Annotated in this window: 12 protein-coding genes; 6 read left to right on the top strand and 6 right to left on the bottom strand. The window is 70.8% G+C overall.

Annotated features, from left to right (window positions below):
• The 6 genes from AC2H6A_RS12085 to AC2H6A_RS12060 all read left to right on the top strand — a co-directional run.
• Window positions 1-635 (top strand): enolase C-terminal domain-like protein (locus AC2H6A_RS12085; RefSeq protein WP_484273852.1); only part of this gene is annotated, 635 nt, incomplete at its 5' end.
• Window positions 636-708: 73 nt separating this feature from the next.
• Window positions 709-2,376 carry a long-chain fatty acid--CoA ligase gene (locus tag AC2H6A_RS12080; protein WP_484273851.1) on the top strand — a complete coding sequence of 556 codons (1,668 nt, stop codon included), beginning with the start codon at window positions 709-711 and terminating at the stop codon, window positions 2,374-2,376.
• A 71-nt stretch (window positions 2,377-2,447) separates the two neighbouring features.
• Window positions 2,448-3,635, top strand: a complete 1,188-nt coding sequence (locus AC2H6A_RS12075; protein WP_484273848.1) for an amidohydrolase family protein — start codon at window positions 2,448-2,450, stop codon at window positions 3,633-3,635.
• A gap of 8 nt (window positions 3,636-3,643) precedes the next feature.
• Window positions 3,644-4,588, top strand: coding sequence for a hypothetical protein (locus AC2H6A_RS12070; protein ID WP_484273846.1), 945 nt, complete (start codon window positions 3,644-3,646; stop codon window positions 4,586-4,588).
• Entirely contained in the window at window positions 4,585-5,544 is a 960-nt protein-coding gene (locus AC2H6A_RS12065; protein WP_484273844.1) for an AAA family ATPase, read from the top strand. The genes AC2H6A_RS12070 and AC2H6A_RS12065 overlap by 4 nt, the downstream gene beginning before the upstream one ends.
• A gap of 4 nt (window positions 5,545-5,548) precedes the next feature.
• Window positions 5,549-7,006: a vWA domain-containing protein gene (locus tag AC2H6A_RS12060; RefSeq protein ID WP_484273843.1), complete on the top strand. Its 1,458-nt coding sequence runs from the start codon at window positions 5,549-5,551 to the stop codon at window positions 7,004-7,006.
• Window positions 7,007-7,057: 51 nt separating this feature from the next.
• Here the strand turns inward: AC2H6A_RS12060 and AC2H6A_RS12055 are convergent, their stop codons facing one another.
• From AC2H6A_RS12055 to AC2H6A_RS12030, 6 genes are all read right to left on the bottom strand, one after another.
• Entirely contained in the window at window positions 7,058-7,540 is a 483-nt protein-coding gene (locus tag AC2H6A_RS12055; protein ID WP_484273841.1) for a hypothetical protein, read from the bottom strand.
• A gap of 9 nt (window positions 7,541-7,549) precedes the next feature.
• Window positions 7,550-9,151: a GMC family oxidoreductase gene (locus AC2H6A_RS12050; protein ID WP_484273839.1), complete on the bottom strand. Its 1,602-nt coding sequence runs from the start codon at window positions 9,149-9,151 to the stop codon at window positions 7,550-7,552.
• Window positions 9,152-9,155: 4 nt separating this feature from the next.
• A complete protein-coding gene (locus AC2H6A_RS12045; RefSeq protein WP_484273838.1) occupies window positions 9,156-10,040 on the bottom strand; it encodes a TauD/TfdA dioxygenase family protein in 885 nt (294 codons plus the stop codon).
• A gap of 101 nt (window positions 10,041-10,141) precedes the next feature.
• Window positions 10,142-10,903, bottom strand: a complete 762-nt coding sequence (locus AC2H6A_RS12040) for a class II aldolase/adducin family protein (protein WP_484273836.1) — start codon at window positions 10,901-10,903, stop codon at window positions 10,142-10,144.
• Between the two features lie 46 nt (window positions 10,904-10,949).
• Window positions 10,950-11,714 carry an SDR family oxidoreductase gene (locus AC2H6A_RS12035; RefSeq protein WP_484273834.1) on the bottom strand — a complete coding sequence of 255 codons (765 nt, stop codon included), beginning with the start codon at window positions 11,712-11,714 and terminating at the stop codon, window positions 10,950-10,952.
• A gap of 45 nt (window positions 11,715-11,759) precedes the next feature.
• Window positions 11,760-14,749 (bottom strand): carboxyl transferase domain-containing protein (locus tag AC2H6A_RS12030; RefSeq protein ID WP_484273833.1); only part of this gene is annotated, 2,990 nt, incomplete at its 5' end.

The raw sequence follows: 14,749 nt of genomic DNA, 5'->3' as shown, positions 1-14,749 counted from the left end.
TGGTGCGCGCCATCGAGAGCGCCGGCCTGCGGCCCGGCGCCGACATGGCGCTGTCGCTGGACATCGCCGCCTCGGAGTTCGGCCGCGAGGGCCGCTACCGGCTCGGCCTGGAATCGCGCGAGCTCGACACCGCCGGGCTGATCGCGCTGCTCGGCGACTGGCTCAAGGCCTACCCGATCGTCTCCATCGAAGACCCGCTCGCCGAGGACGACCCCGCCGGCATGGCCGAGTTCACCCGCCTGCACGGCAATCGCGTGCAGATCATCGGCGATGACTTCCTGGTGACCAGCGCGGCGCGCATCGCCCAGGCCGCGGCCCTGCCGGCCTGCAACTGCGCGCTGATCAAGCCCAACCAGGCCGGCACCGTCACCGAGACCCGCGCCGCGCTCGAGGCCGCACGCCTGGCAGGCTGGTCCACCGTGATCTCGGCGCGCTCCGGCGAGACCGAGGATGTCGCCATCGCCCACCTCGCGGTGGGCTGGAACGCCGGCCAGCTCAAGGTGGGCTCCTTCGCCCGCTCCGAGCGCATGGCCAAGTGGAACGAGTGCCTGCGCATCGCCGAGGCCCTCGGCCCGTCAGCGCGATTCGCCGGCCGCGGCGCGCTGCCGCCCGGCGCGCGCAACGCATCGCGCTGAGCAACGCCCCACGCCGAACGCCGCCGCCCGCACTGCCCCAATTCGCGCAATCGCATCGCCCGAGGAGAGCCTCATGCACGCCACCATGCAGCAAGCCACCCTGTCGCTGAACCACTTCCTCGATCGCGCCGGGCGCCTGTTCCCGCGCACCGAGATCGTCTCGCGCCTGCCCGACAAGACCTACCGCCGGCACATCTACGCCGAATACCACCAGCGCACGAGGGCCCTGGCCTCGGCCCTGCTTGCCGCCGGCCTGCGCAAGGGCGACCGGGTGGCCACGCTGTGCTGGAACCACCACGCCCATCTCGAGTGCTACCTCGGCATCCCGGCCGCGGGCGGCGTGATGCACACCCTGAACCTGCGGCTCTCGCCCGACGAGATCGGCTGGATCGCCGGCCATGCCGCCGACCGCTTCCTGATCATCGACGACATCCTGCTGCCGCTCTACCAGCAGTTCGCGCACCTGCACCGTTTCGAGCGGGTGATCGTGTTCCCGTTCTCGGGCGCGCCGGTGGCCACCCGCGCCGGCGATCCGCATGCCGGCGATCCGGCGATCGACGACTACGAGCAGCTGCTCGCGCGCGCGCCGGCCGACGTCAGCTTCCCGCCGCATCATGAAGACGACCCGGTGGCCATGTGCTACACCTCGGGTACCACCGGCCGGCCCAAGGGCGTGGTCTATTCCCATCGCTCCACGGTGCTGCATTCCCTGGTGGCGGCCCTGCCCGATAACGGCGCGCTGTCGAACACCGATGTGGTGTTCCCGGTCACGCCGATGTTCCACGCCAATGCCTGGGGCGTGCCCTACATGGCGCTGATGGTCGGCGCCAAGCTGGTGTTCCCCGGCCCGCACCTGCACGCCGACGACCTGCTCGACCAGATGCAGGTCGACCCGCCCACCCTGTCGCTGGGCGTGCCCACGATCTGGCTCACCATGATCCAGAACCACGAGGCCAATCCCGGTCGCTGGAAGCTGCCCGCCGGCATGCGCAGCCTGGTCGGCGGCTCGGCGGTGCCCGAGGCGCTGATCCGCGCCTATGCGGCCCACGGCATCCTCATCAAGCAGGCCTGGGGCATGACCGAGACCTCGCCGATGGCGGCCATGTCGTACCGCAAGGCCGAGCTCGCCGGCGCCGACGAGAACGAGCTCTTCCGCCGGCAGGCCATGCAGGGCGTGCCGGTGCCGCTGGTCGATCTGCGCATCGTCGATGACGACGGCCGCGAGTGCGCCTGGAACAACCAGGAGGTGGGCGAGCTGCAGGTGCGCGGCCCCTACATCACCGGCAGCTATCACGAGGTGGCCCGCGACCCCGAGAAGTTCACCGACGACGGCTGGCTGCGCACCGGCGATGTGGCGGCCATCGACGAGTACGGCTATGTGCGGCTGTCGGATCGCACCAAGGATCTGATCAAGTCGGGCGGGGAATGGATCAGCTCGGTCGACCTCGAGAACGCGATCATGGCCCACCCGGCCGTGGCCGAAGCCGCGGTGATCGCGGTCAGCCACCCGAAGTGGGCCGAGCGGCCGCTGGCCTGCGTGGTGCTCAAGCCCGGCCAGACGCTGACGCCGGAGGCGCTGCGCGAATTCCTCTCGCCGCGCTTTGCCCGCTGGCAGCTGCCCGATGCGGTGGCGTTCATCGACGCCATTCCACGAACCTCCACCGGCAAGTTCTGGAAAGCGAAACTGCGCGAGCGCTACGCCGACTGGCAGTGGCCGGAGGCCGGCGGCGCGGCGGTATAGTCCCTGCACGCCACCCCGGCGGCCAGCAGTTCCGGCCGCCGCCCGCCACCCCGCCCATCAGGAACTCCGCCATGGCCTACGCCAACGGGCGTCTGATCCACGACGCCGACAGCCATCTCATGGAACTGGCCGACTGCCTCGACCCCTGGTTCGAGCCGCGGCTGCTGTCGCGCTTCCACGCGCTGCCGGCCTGGCAGGCCCGGCGCGGCAACGAGCGCCCCGGCCAGTCGGCACAGGCCCATGCCGAGCAGGCGTTTCGCGCCGGGGTCGATGCCAACATCCTGCTGCGCAAGAACTACGAGGCGCACGGCGCCTTCCTGAAAGCCGATCGCCCGCACGCGCTCGATCTGCTCGGCTTTGCCAGCCAGCTGGTGTTCACCACCTTCTGCCTGGGCAACTTCGGGCTCGATCAGGGCGACGACCTCGAGCTGTGCTACGCCGCGGCCGACGCGCACAACCGCATGATGACCGACTTCTGCAGGGTCGATCGCCGGCTGCTGGCCACCGCCTATGTGCCGCTCGAGGACTTCGACCGCGCCCTGGCCACCGCCCGGCTGGCCATCACGCTGGGCGCGCGCGCACTCATGATCCCGTCGCTGTGCCCGCGCCGGCACTCGCCCAGCCACATCGGCCTCGACCCGGTCTGGGCGCTGGCCCAGGAAGCCGGTGTGCCGGTGGTGCTGCATGTGGGCGGCGAAGAGAAGATGAACCCGGTCTACAAGCTGAACGGCCTGCCGCCGGTGCCCGACTTCCATGGCGGCGACGACAACTTCACCTCCGTGAGCTACATGCCCATTCCGCAGGCGCCGATGCAGACCCTGGCCACCCTGATCTTCGACGGCGTGTTCGACCGCTTTCCTCGGCTGAAGTGGGGCGCCATCGAACTCGGCGCATCGTGGCTGCCGGCCTGGATGCGGGCCATGGACTCGGCCGCGCATGCCTTCATCAAGAACGAGGAGCGGCTGCGCCGGCTCTCGGCCAAGCCCTCCGAGATCGTGCGCCGCCAGCTGCGGGTGGCGCCCTATCCGCACGAGGACGCCGGCTGGATCATCGCCAACAGCGGCGAGGAGGTCTGCCTGTTCTCCTCCGACTACCCGCACATCGAGGGCGGCCGCCATCCCCTCAAGCGCTTCGAGGAGTCGCTCGGCTCGGTGTCGCCGCAGGCGCGGCGGCGCTTCTACAGCGACAACTTCATCGACCTCATGGGCCCGGCCCTCGACGCCGACCTGCGCCACCCCGCGCACCTGCAGGCCGCCTGAGCCGGCCGATGTTCGACACCCCCCTCACCCTGCAGGGCCCGCTGCGCGAGCCGCGCCAGATGCTCGCCGATCAGGCCTATGGCGGGCACTCGTCCATCCACGACGACGCCATGGCCGAGAAGCTCGGCTTTCGCGCCGGCCCCATCGAGGGCCCCACCCACTTCAGCCAGTTCGACCCGCTGCTCGCGCAGCTCTGGGGCCAGGCGTGGTTCGAGCGCGGCTGCCTGTCGGCGCACTACCAGAACATGGTGGTCGAGGGCGAGCAGGTGCGCGCCATCGTCGAGATGCCGGGGCCGGGCGTGCGCGCCACGCGGGTGCGCGCCGAGAAGGCCGACGGCACGCCGGTGCTCGAGGCCAGCGCCAGCCTGGGGCCGGAGCATCCGCACAGCCTGCTCGAGCAGCGCATGGCGCAGCTGCGCCCGCCCGGCCGGCTGATCATCCTCGAGGACATGCGGGTGGGCCTGCGCGGCGCGCAGGACGAGCTCGTGCGCATGGCAATGGACCAGCACATGGGCGATCTCTACCCCTTCTCGCTGCGCCAGAAGCTCGCGGTGATCACCGAGACCTCGCCCTGGTACCACGATGCCTCGGCCTCGCCGTGGGGACGCCCGATCATCCCCATCGAGATGATCAGCGTGCTCGCGCAGTACACCAGCCGTCAGGCGGCCTGGCCGATCAGGAGCCCGGCGGTGGGCCTGTTCGCCGACCTCGAGATCCGCCTGATCAACGGCCCGCTCTTCGTCGACGAGCCCTACCTCATCCGCCGCGAGGTGGTGGCGCTATCCGACAGCCGCCGCACCGAGTCGTGCTGGATCCGCACCGACATCCTCGATGCCGCCGGCGAGCGCCTGATGGCGCAGACCCTGCTGAACAGCGCCACCCTCAAGCATTCCTACCCCGGCTACGAAGCCGCCCTCCAGGCCCAGCCGCCGTCGACCACCGGAGCCGCATGACTTCCGTTTCCACGCCCCCCGGACTGTCTTCCATCGAAGCGGTCACCGCTGCCCTCCTCTCGGTCGGCTACATCTCCACCCGCCAGATCTCCACCGCGGTCTATCTCGCCCACCACCTGCGCAAGCCGGTGCTCATCGAAGGCCCGGCCGGCGTGGGCAAGACCGATCTCGCCGTGTCGCTGTCGCGCTCGCTGCAGTTCGCGCTGCTGCGCATGCAGTGCTACGAGGGCCTCGACGAGAGCAAGGCGCTCTACGAGTGGAAGTACGGCAAGCAGCTGCTCTACACCCAGATCCTCAAGGAGAAGATCAACCACCTGATCGAGGATGCCGACACCCTGCAGTCGTCGTTCGCCAAGCTCGCCGGCTTCCAGGATCTTTTCTTCTCGCGCGAGTTCCTCGAGCCGCGGCCGGTGCTCAAGGCGATGGAGCAGTCCGGCGGCTCGGTGCTGCTGATCGACGAGATCGACAAGTCCGACGAGGAGTTCGAGGCGCTGCTGCTCGAGATCCTCTCCGACTATCAGGTGACCGTGCCCGAGATCGGCACCATCTCGGCCCAGGTGCCGCCGCTGGTGATCCTCACCTCGAACAACACCCGCGAGCTCGGCGATGCGCTCAAGCGCCGCTGCCTGCATCTGCACATCGGCTTCCCGGAGGCCAACCGCGAGCGCGAGATCGTGCGCTCGCGCGTGCCCGAGATCTCCGAATCGCTGCTGCGCCAGCTCGTGGCCTTCGTGCAGTCGGTGCGCGACGAGAACATCCGCAAGCTGCCCTCGATCAGCGAGACCGTCGACTGGGCACGCACCCTGATGCTGCTGCACGCCGACCTGCTCGATCCCGCGCTGGTGCGCGACACCCTCAATGTCATCCTCAAGCGCCAGGGCGACATCACCGAGGTGCAGGGCAAGGTCGAGCAGCTCACCGCGGCTGCGCTCGCCGAAGGCCAGGCGGCGGGCTGAGCGGATGGAACGCGCGCTGACCAGCTTCATCCGCGCGCTGCGCACCGCCGGCGCGGCGGTGTCCACCGCCGAGGCGATCGACGCCGCCCGCGCGCTCGATGTGATCGGCTATCGGGACCGCCAGGCGCTCAAGCACTCGCTGGGCATCGTGCTGGCCAAGTCCGAGGACGAAAAGCTCATCCACGACCAGCTCTTCGAGCTCTACTTCAACCCGGCCGCCGCGGCCCGTCCTCCCGCGCAGCAGGCCAGGCCGCAGCCGCGCGAGGGCGAAGCATCCTCCGACCAGAACGAGGCGCAGGCCGCGCCACAGCCCCAGGGCGCGCAATCCCAGCCCGGCGGCGGCGGCAGTCCGCAGCCCGGCCAGGGGGGGCAGTCGCAGGGCGGCGGCGGCGGTGATCCCACCGAGGCGCTGCTCGAGCTCGCCCAGTCGGGCGATGCCGACCGCATGGCCATGGCGATGGAGCGCGCCGCGGCTGCGGTGGGCGCCGACGAGATCCGCTTCGCCTCGCAGACCGCGTATTTCGTGCGCCGGATGCTGCAGGAACTCGGCATCGAGTCCCTGGAAGCCAGGCTGCTGGACGCGCTGCGCGACCCGTCCGAGGCCGCCCAGGCCCGCGCCCAGGAAATGATCGATGCCCGGGCCACGCTCGCCCGCGAGGCCCGCGCCCATGTCGATCGGCGCTTCGAGGTCTTCGGGCGCAACGCCACCGAGGCCTTCCTCGACGAGGTGGTGCTCAACCGCGCCATCGAGCAGCTCGGCCCGCGCGACATGGAGCGCATGCGCGCGGTGGTGGCGCGCATGGCCAAGCGTCTGGCGGTGCGCCACCAGCGCCGCCGCAAGCTGCGCAACCGCAGCCAGCTCGACCTGCGCCGCACCCTGCGTTCGAACGCCGGCAATGACGGCGTGCCCTTCAACCTGATCTGGAAGCTCAAGCGCACCGAGAAGCCCAAGATCGTCGCGATCTGCGATGTCTCGGGCTCGGTCGCGCAGTATGTGCGCTTCCTGCTGCTGTTCCTGTACGCGCTGCGCGAGGGCGTGGCCGACCTGGAGGCCTACGCCTTCTCATCGCGCCTGCAGGATGTCGGCGAAGACCTGCGCAGCTTCGATGCCGACCTGTCCATGCGCCGCATCATCGACCGCGTGGGCGGCGGCAGCACCGACTACGGCCAGGCGCTGGCCGACCTGCGCGAAAGCCACTGGGAGACCATCGATCGTCGCACCACGGTGCTGGTGCTCGGTGACGGCCGCAGCAACTACGGCGACCTGCGCCTCGACCTCTTCGAGGAGATCGCCGATCGCGCCAAGCGGGTGGTGTGGCTGTGCCCCGAGCCGCCAGGGCGCTGGGGCTCGGGCGACAGCGGCATGCTGCGTTACCGGCCCTTCTGCAATCACCTCATCCACTGCGCCACCGCCGCCGACCTCGAGAAGGCGATGGACGAGGTGCTGCTCGCCTACGAGTGACCGGGCAGGCGGCGCCGGCGCGCGCCCCGGCCCGGATGCGAGCGCAGCAACTCAGGGTGCGCGCCGGTACATCGGCGCGCGCGCCTTGACCGGCTCGAGCAGCGACCAGTCGCCCTGCTCCACCTCGAAGCCCTGTGGGAAGGGCGGCCGCGGCTCCATGCCGAGCGAGCGCATGACGCGGTCGTCGCGGTAGTAGCACTGCACGGTCACGCTCACCAGCAGCGACACCAGCGCGGCGCGGCCCGCCCGGAACGCGGTGATGGCGTCGGCACGGGCCGCGCCCTGCAGATCGGCCAGGCAGCCGCCTGCGGCCTGCGCGAGCGCGTCGAGCGCATCGGACGCCAGCCGGGCGTGCGGGCGCAGGGTGGCGACGATGTCGGCGAAGATGGTCTCGTCATCGGCGCCGGGCACCTGGTACTCGGCGCTCGCCGGAATCATCTCCCCGACCAGGCAGCGCAGGGCGCGCAGCTGCTCGGGGCCCAGCGAGGGTTGGGCGGGCTCGGCAGACACCGGGATCACGGGACGGGTGCTCATGGGGCGGGCTCAGTCGAAGAGGTTGGCCAGGCGCTGCTTGATCTGGTCGGCGATGTAGAGCGAGAGCGCCTGGATGGTCGAGGTGGGATTCACGCCGGCGGAGGTCACGAAGATGCTGCCGTCGACGATGAAGAGGTTCTTCACATCATGGCTGCGGCCCCAGGGGTTGACCACCGAGCGGGCCGGGTCGGTGCCCATGCGGGCAGTGCCCATCAGATGCCAGCCGCCCACGGCGAGCGGCGCCTCGGTGCTGACATCGCGGGCGCCGGCCGCGCGCATCAGCTCGCTGCCCCGGGCCACCGCATGGGCGAGCATGCGCTGGCTGTTCTCGCTCAGGGTGTAGCGGATGCGCGGGGCCGGAATGCCGTTGCCGTCGGTGAGCTCCGGGTCGAGTGTGACGGTGTTGTGCTCCTCGGGCAGGTCTTCGCAGATGGCCACCAGCCCGGTGCTGCGGCCGAACAGCCGCCGGTAGGCGGCATGATGGCCCTCGCCCCAGGGCACGCGCCCCGAGCTCATGCCGGCCAGCGCGGTGAGCACCGGCCCGCGCCCGCGGGTGAACTCGAAGGTGTAGCCGCGCACGAAGCCGCGGCTGCGGTCGGTCTCGTAGAACTCCTGGCTCCACAGGCTGTTGCCGGGGCCGTGATGGCCGTCGAGCGGATGCTCGAAGTAGCCATGGACGGCGGCGTAGGGGTGGAACATCAGGTTGCGGCCGACCAGGCCGCTGCGGTTGGCCAGCCCGTCGGGAAACCGCGCCGAACGCGAGTTGAGCAGGATGCGCGGCGTGCCCACCCCGTTGCAGGCCATGATCACCACCTCGGCCGGCTGGAAGTGCTCCCTGCCCTCGGCGTCGTAGTAGATGGCGCCGTTGGCCATGCCCCGCGCATCGACGGTGATCTCGCGCACCCGAGCCCGGGTGCGCAGCTGCACGCCGGCGCGGATCGCCTGCGGCCAGTAGGTGATGTCGGTGCTGGCCTTGGCGCCCTGGGCGCAGCCGCCGATGCAGTGGCCCAGGTTGATGCAGCGCGCCCGGCCTTCATAGTCCTGCGTGGCCACGGCGCTGTCCGAGGGCCACCAGTGCCAGCCCAGCGCGTTGAGCCCGCCGGCCATGGTGGCGCCGGCCTTGCCCAGCGGCACCGGCGGCATCATGGGCTGCTTGGGCGGGTAGGCCGGGTCGCCGGCCAGGCCCGAGATGCCCATCATGCGGTCGTTCAGCGCGTAGTAGGGCTCGAGGGTGGCGTAGTCGATCGGCCAGTCATCGCCCACGCCATCGAGGCTGCGCACCCGGAAATCGGAGGGATGAAAGCGCGGAAAATGCCCGGCATAGAGCACCGTGCCGCCGCCCACGCCGTTGAAGTTGGCGATCTTGATCGGCGACTCGCGCTCGTTCACCGGGTAGTCGGTGGGCCGGGCCCGGCGGTTGGGGCTGAAGTTGAACTCGCCAAGCTGGCGCGCCTCCCAGTCGCGGCCATTGCTGGGATAGTCGGTGGGCTTGACCCAGTCGCCCTGCTCCAGGCACAGGATGCGCATACGGGTGTCGGCCAGGCTCCAGGCCACCGCCGCGCCCGAGGCGCCGGCACCGATGATCAGCACATCGACCGGATCGTGGTTCATGGCCTTACGCCGCCTGCGCCACGGTCATGGCATCGCCGGCCACGGTGGTGCGGCGCATGTCGCGCGGCAGCCGCTCGTCGTAGCGGCGCACGCGGTGCATGGTCTGGCGGTTGTCCCACATCACCAGATCGTGCAGCTGCCAGCGGTGCACATGCACGAACTGCGGCTGCGTGGCATGCTCGTTGAGGTCGCGCAGCAGGATGCGCGCCGCCGGCGTCTCCATGCCGACGATGGCACCTGCATGGGCCGACAGGTAGAGCGAGCGCCGGCCGGTCACCGGGTGGGTGCGCACGAGGCTCTGGCGCACCGGGTGCCACAGCCGCCGTTCCTCCTCGGTGCACTCCGGAAAGCCGAGCGCGCCACGGGAATGCATCAGGGAGTGCTCGCAGACCAGGCCGTCGATCTCGGCGCGGGTGTCGTCGTCGAGGGCATCCCAGGCGGCGCGCATGTCGGCGAACTCGGTGTTGCCGCCGCGCGGATTCACCAGCCGTGCCGACAGGATGGAGTACTTCGCCGGCACCGCGCGAAACGAGCTGTCGGAATGCCAGAGCATGTTGCCCAGGTTGAACAGCCGCTGCCGGCTGTCAGGCGCGAGCGGGCGGCCCTGCTTGTCGAGGTTGGAGACATCGTTCATGCCCACGCGGATCCGGCGGTCGGACACCGCAATGGGAATGTTGCCGCCATGGGCGTTCTCCAGCGGCCCGAACTGCATCGCGAAGGCCATCTGCTGCTCGTCGGTCAGCGGCTGTCCCCGGAACACCAGCACGGCATACCGGTCCATGCCGGCCTCGAGCTCGGCGACCTCGGCAGCCGACAGCGGCTGCGCGAGGTTCACGCCCGAGACCTCGCCGGCGAAGAAGGGGTTCAGAGGTCGGATGCTGATTGACATGACGGTCTCTCCGGATGAACGACGCGAACGGCGGATCGGTGGCTCGTGCGCCGCGATGCAATCGCGACCAGACCGCGACGCAGCGGCCACCCGGGAGCGGCTCAGCGGCGGAAGTCGGCGCCCTTGGCCTCGACGGTCCGGCACAGCGCCTGCCACTCCTGCAGGCCCCAGGTGGCCTCGGCGCGAAGGCGCGGCATGCGCTCGGCGAACTGCTCGACCACATCGGGGGCGATCAGCACCGGCGGCTCGCTGAAGCTGCGCGAGATCAGCTCGAGCTCGCAGGCGCGCTCCAGCATGTACAGGTTGAACATCGTGCCGTGGAGCGTGGGACCGAGCGTGAGCAGGCCGTGGTTGCGCAGCACCACGCAACTGCCGCGCTGCACGCTCAGGCCGAGCGCGTCGCACTCCTCCTGGGTGGCCGGCACGCCGTAGTCGTGGTAGCAGACATCGTCGAGCACCAGCATGGCGTCCTGGCTGATCGGACGCAGGCCGTCGCGCAGCATGGCCACACCCGCACCGGCGCGGGTGTGGGTGTGCATGACGCAGTTGGCGTCGGGCCGCGCCTTGTAGACCCCGCTGTGGATGGTGAAGCCCGCCTTGTTGAAGCGGCCCTGACGGCCGTGGACATTGCCGTCCATGTCCATCTTGATCAGGCTCGAGGCGGTGATCTCGTGGAACATCTCCTCGTAGTGGTTGATGAGGAAGCAGTCGGGCTCACCGGGCACCCGCACCGACATGTGGGTGGCGATGATGTCGGTCCAGCCGAGATGGTCGACAACGCGGTAGAGGGCGGCGAGCTCGCAGCGGGCCTGCCACTCGGCGTCGGTCATCTCGGTGCTCGGGGATTTCAGGACGGCGGACATGGGATCTCCTGGTTCCGTGTGAGGGGTGAGGGGGCGAGGCCGCGGACTATTCCGGCAGCGCCCGCGCCGCGGCGACATAGCCGCGATTCAGGGTGGGGCTGATGGTGAGTTCGTTGATGCAGACATGGGCCGGCAGGCGGGCCAGGAAGAGCACGGTCTCGCCGCAGTCCTCGGGCTGCACCAGCTGGGCCCGCTGCTCGGGCGTGACCGGGATGGGGCGCTTGTCGAGGATGGGCGTGGCCACCTCGCCGGGGCACATCGCGGTGGCGCGGATGCCGTGCAGGCCCTGCTCGATGTTGATGGTCTCGGTGAGCGCGTTCACGCCGAACTTGGCGGCGTGGTAGGCCGGGCCGGTGACCGCGCCGACATGCCGGCCGGCCCAGGAGGAGATGTTGATGATCAGGCCGTCCTTCTGGGCCCGCATCACCGGCAGCAGCGCATGGCAGCAGTAGAAGACGCCATCGAGGTCGATGCGCACCACCGAATCCCAGTCGGCGCGCGACAGGTGCTTCCAGTGGCGCTTCTGCACATTCAGGCCGGCGCTGTTGACCGCGACATCGATGCGGCCCTCGGTGGCCACGATGCCGTCGACCACCGCCTGCACCGCGTCGGCATGGCTGACATCGAGCGGCGCGACCCGGGCGCGACCGCCCCGGCTGGCGATGGCGGCGGCCACGCGGTCGAGCTCGGCCTTGCGCCGGCCGGAGAGCACCACGGTCATACCGGCGCCGGCCAGGGCCAGCGCGGCGCCTTCGCCGATGCCGGTACCCGCGCCGGTCACCCAGGCCACCTTTCCGTTGAGATCACGCATGCTGTCTTCCTCCTCGTTGTGTCTTGGCGCCCGTTGCGGGCGAGGTCAGGGTCGGAACTGCAGGGCGCGCGGCATCAGCCGCGCCGGCTGTGACACGATGCGATAGGCATTCTCCACCCATTCGCATACCAGGCGGCGGGTGTCGCGCGGATCGATCATCTCCTCGATCTGGAAACGGTTCAGCGGGCCGATCGGGCCGCGCGCGCTCTCGATGCGGGCGTTGATCTCGGCACGCAGCGCGGCCGGGTCGGCGGCCTCGGCGAGCTGGCGCTTGTAGGCGGCCTCGATGCCGCCCTCGGGCGGAATGCCGCCGACATCGGCCGCCGGCCACACCACCCGCACCGACACCGAAGCCCGCGGGGTGGCGTAGTTGTTGCCCGCCACGCCGAAGCTGCGGCGCATCAGCACCGTGAAGATCGGCACCTTCACCTGCGCGAAGGCGACCATCCACTCGCCGCCCTTGCGGATGGTGCTGGCCATCTCGTGCTCGATGCCCACCGCGAAGCCCGGGTTGTCGACCAGGTTGAGCACCGGCAGGTGGAAGCTGTCGCACAGGTCGAGGTGGCGGCGCAGCTTGTCGCAGCCGTCGGCGGTGAGCGCGCCGCCGTTCACATGACGGCTGTCGGAGGCGATCACGCCCATGGGATGACCGTTGAAGCGCACGAAGCCGGTCACCTGGTCGGTGCCCCACAGCCCGCCCACCTCGAAGAACGAGCCCTTGTCGGCCATCAGCCGGATGGCGCGGCGGATGTCGAAGGTGGTGGTGCGCTTGCGCGGCACGATGGTGAAGAGCTCGTCCTCGCGCCGGTCGGGCGGGTCGGCCGGATCGGGGGGCAGCACCGGGGGCGCTTCCCAGGCGCTTGGCGGCAGGTAGGACAGGAAGCGGCGCGCCATCCCGAAGGCCTCGTCCTCCGACTCGGCGAGGTTGTCGACCGAGCCGTTGGTGCAATGGATGTGCCAGCCGCCGAGCTCCTCCTTGGTGACCTCGTAGCCCATCGCGTGGCTGACCACCGGCGGCCCGGCCACGAAGAGCTGCGAGATGTCACGCACCATCACCGAGAAATGGCCGAGCACCGCCTTGGCCGCGCCGATGCCCACCACGCTGCCCAGCAGCAGGTTGACCACCGGCACGGTGTTCAGCTGCTCGGTGTAGAGCGTGCTGTGCAGATGCCCGGGCAGGAAGGAGCCGCCGCCACCGGTGACCCGCGGACGCCCGGCCTGGATGGCGCCGGTGCTCTCCTGCACCGCCGACTCGCCGGCCTTCTCCTGCTTGGGCACCATCGCGGCCACGCTGCCGCCGCCCGAGGAGCCGTCGAGCATGCGCACCGAGGGCACCCGCATCTCGACCGAGAGCCGGTCGAGGTACACGCTCTTGGCGGCGATCGAGCCGTCGGCATGGCCGCCGCGCGAGGTGAAGTCGTCGGCGCAGACCACGCTGGTGCGGCCTTCGACGCGCCCCCAGCCGCCGACATGGTTGGCCGGGGTGAAGTCGGCGATGCCGCCGTCGGCATCATAGGAAGCGAAGCCCGCGAGGCTGCCCACCTCGCGGAAGCTGCCGGCATCGAGCAGGCGGGCGATGCGCTCGCGGCAGGTGAGCTTGCCGCGGTCACGCTGGCGCACCACGCCGGGCTCGCGGGAGGCGGGGCTCAGGCGGGCATGGGCGAGGCCCTGCAGCGTGGCCACCTCGGCGAGCACCGGCGCCCAGCCGCCGGTCATCTCGGCGCCGGTGGCCGCCGCCGCGCCGGCCTCGGGACGCACCAGCGCCACCACCTGCCCGGCCGACACCGCTTCGCCCACCGTCAGGGGCTGCAGGTCGGTGATCGTGCCGCTGCAGGGCGCGGTGACCGCGGTCTCCATCTTCATGGCGGTGATCACCAGCAGCGTGTCGCCGGCGCGCACGGTGTCGCCCACCTGCGCCGACAGCGCCAGCACGGTGCCGGCCATCGGGCAGGCCACGCCTTGCTGGTCATCGGGCACCGCGAGCGAGGGCCGGCCCGCCGGCGCCGGCGCGGCCGCCGGGCGCGCCCCGCGCACCAGGGCCGCAGCCTGCTGATCGAGGAAGCGCAGGGCGGTCTGATCGGCGCCCTGGGGCGCGGCTGCCGCCGGGGCGAGCGCGGCCAGCGAAGGCTCCTCGGCAAGGAGCGTGGTGCGGGCATCGCCGCTGCGGAACACCGGGTGGCCCAGGATGGCGCGCAGCTGCTCGCGATTGGTGGGCACGCCCGCGACCAGGAACTCGTTGAGTGCGCGCAGCGTGCGATCGACTGCCGAGGCGAAGCTGCGCGCCGAGCCCGACTGGCCGATCAGCTTGGCCAGCAAGGGGTCGAACTGCGGCGGCGGCGCCAATCCGACATAACCGCAGCCATCCACCCGCACCCCCGGTCCGGTGGGTTCGCGATACGCGGTGAGCACGCCGGTGCCGGTGCTCACCAGCCGGGCCTGGATCGCAAAGCCGCGCGGCGCCGGCACGGCGCCCTGGTCGGGCAGCCCGAGATCGGCGAGCGACTCGCCGGCGGCCAGCCGGAACTGCGACTCGACCAGGTCGATGCCGGTGACCTGCTCGGTGATGGTGTGCTCGACCTGGATGCGCGGATTGCACTCGATGAACCAGTGCTGGCCGCTCTCGGGATCGACCAGGAACTCGACCGTGCCGGCGTTCAGGTAGGAGGCGGCGCGCGCCAGACGAACCGCGTCGGCCAGCACGCGCTCGCGCAGGCCGGGATCGAGCGCGGGCGCGGGCGCGATCTCGACCACCTTCTGGTTGCGCTGCTGCACCGAGCAGTCGCGCTCGTGCAGATGCACCACCCCGCCGCGGCCATCGCCGAGCACCTGCACCTCGATGTGCCGGGGCCGCGCGACGAACTTCTCGACGAAGACCGAGCCGTCGCCGAAGGCCGCCTGCGCCTCGCCCTGGCAGCGGTCGAAGGCTTCGGCGATGTCGGCCTCCCGCTCGACGCGACGCATGCCGCGCCCGCCGCCGCCGGCGGCGGCCTTGAGCATCACCGGGTAGCCGAGCACCGCGGCCACCTCGGCCGCCT

This window comes from Quisquiliibacterium sp. (assembly GCF_982640115.1).
The sequence above is the reverse complement of the archived record's forward strand: the minus strand, read 5'-3'. Positions and strand labels throughout refer to the sequence as shown.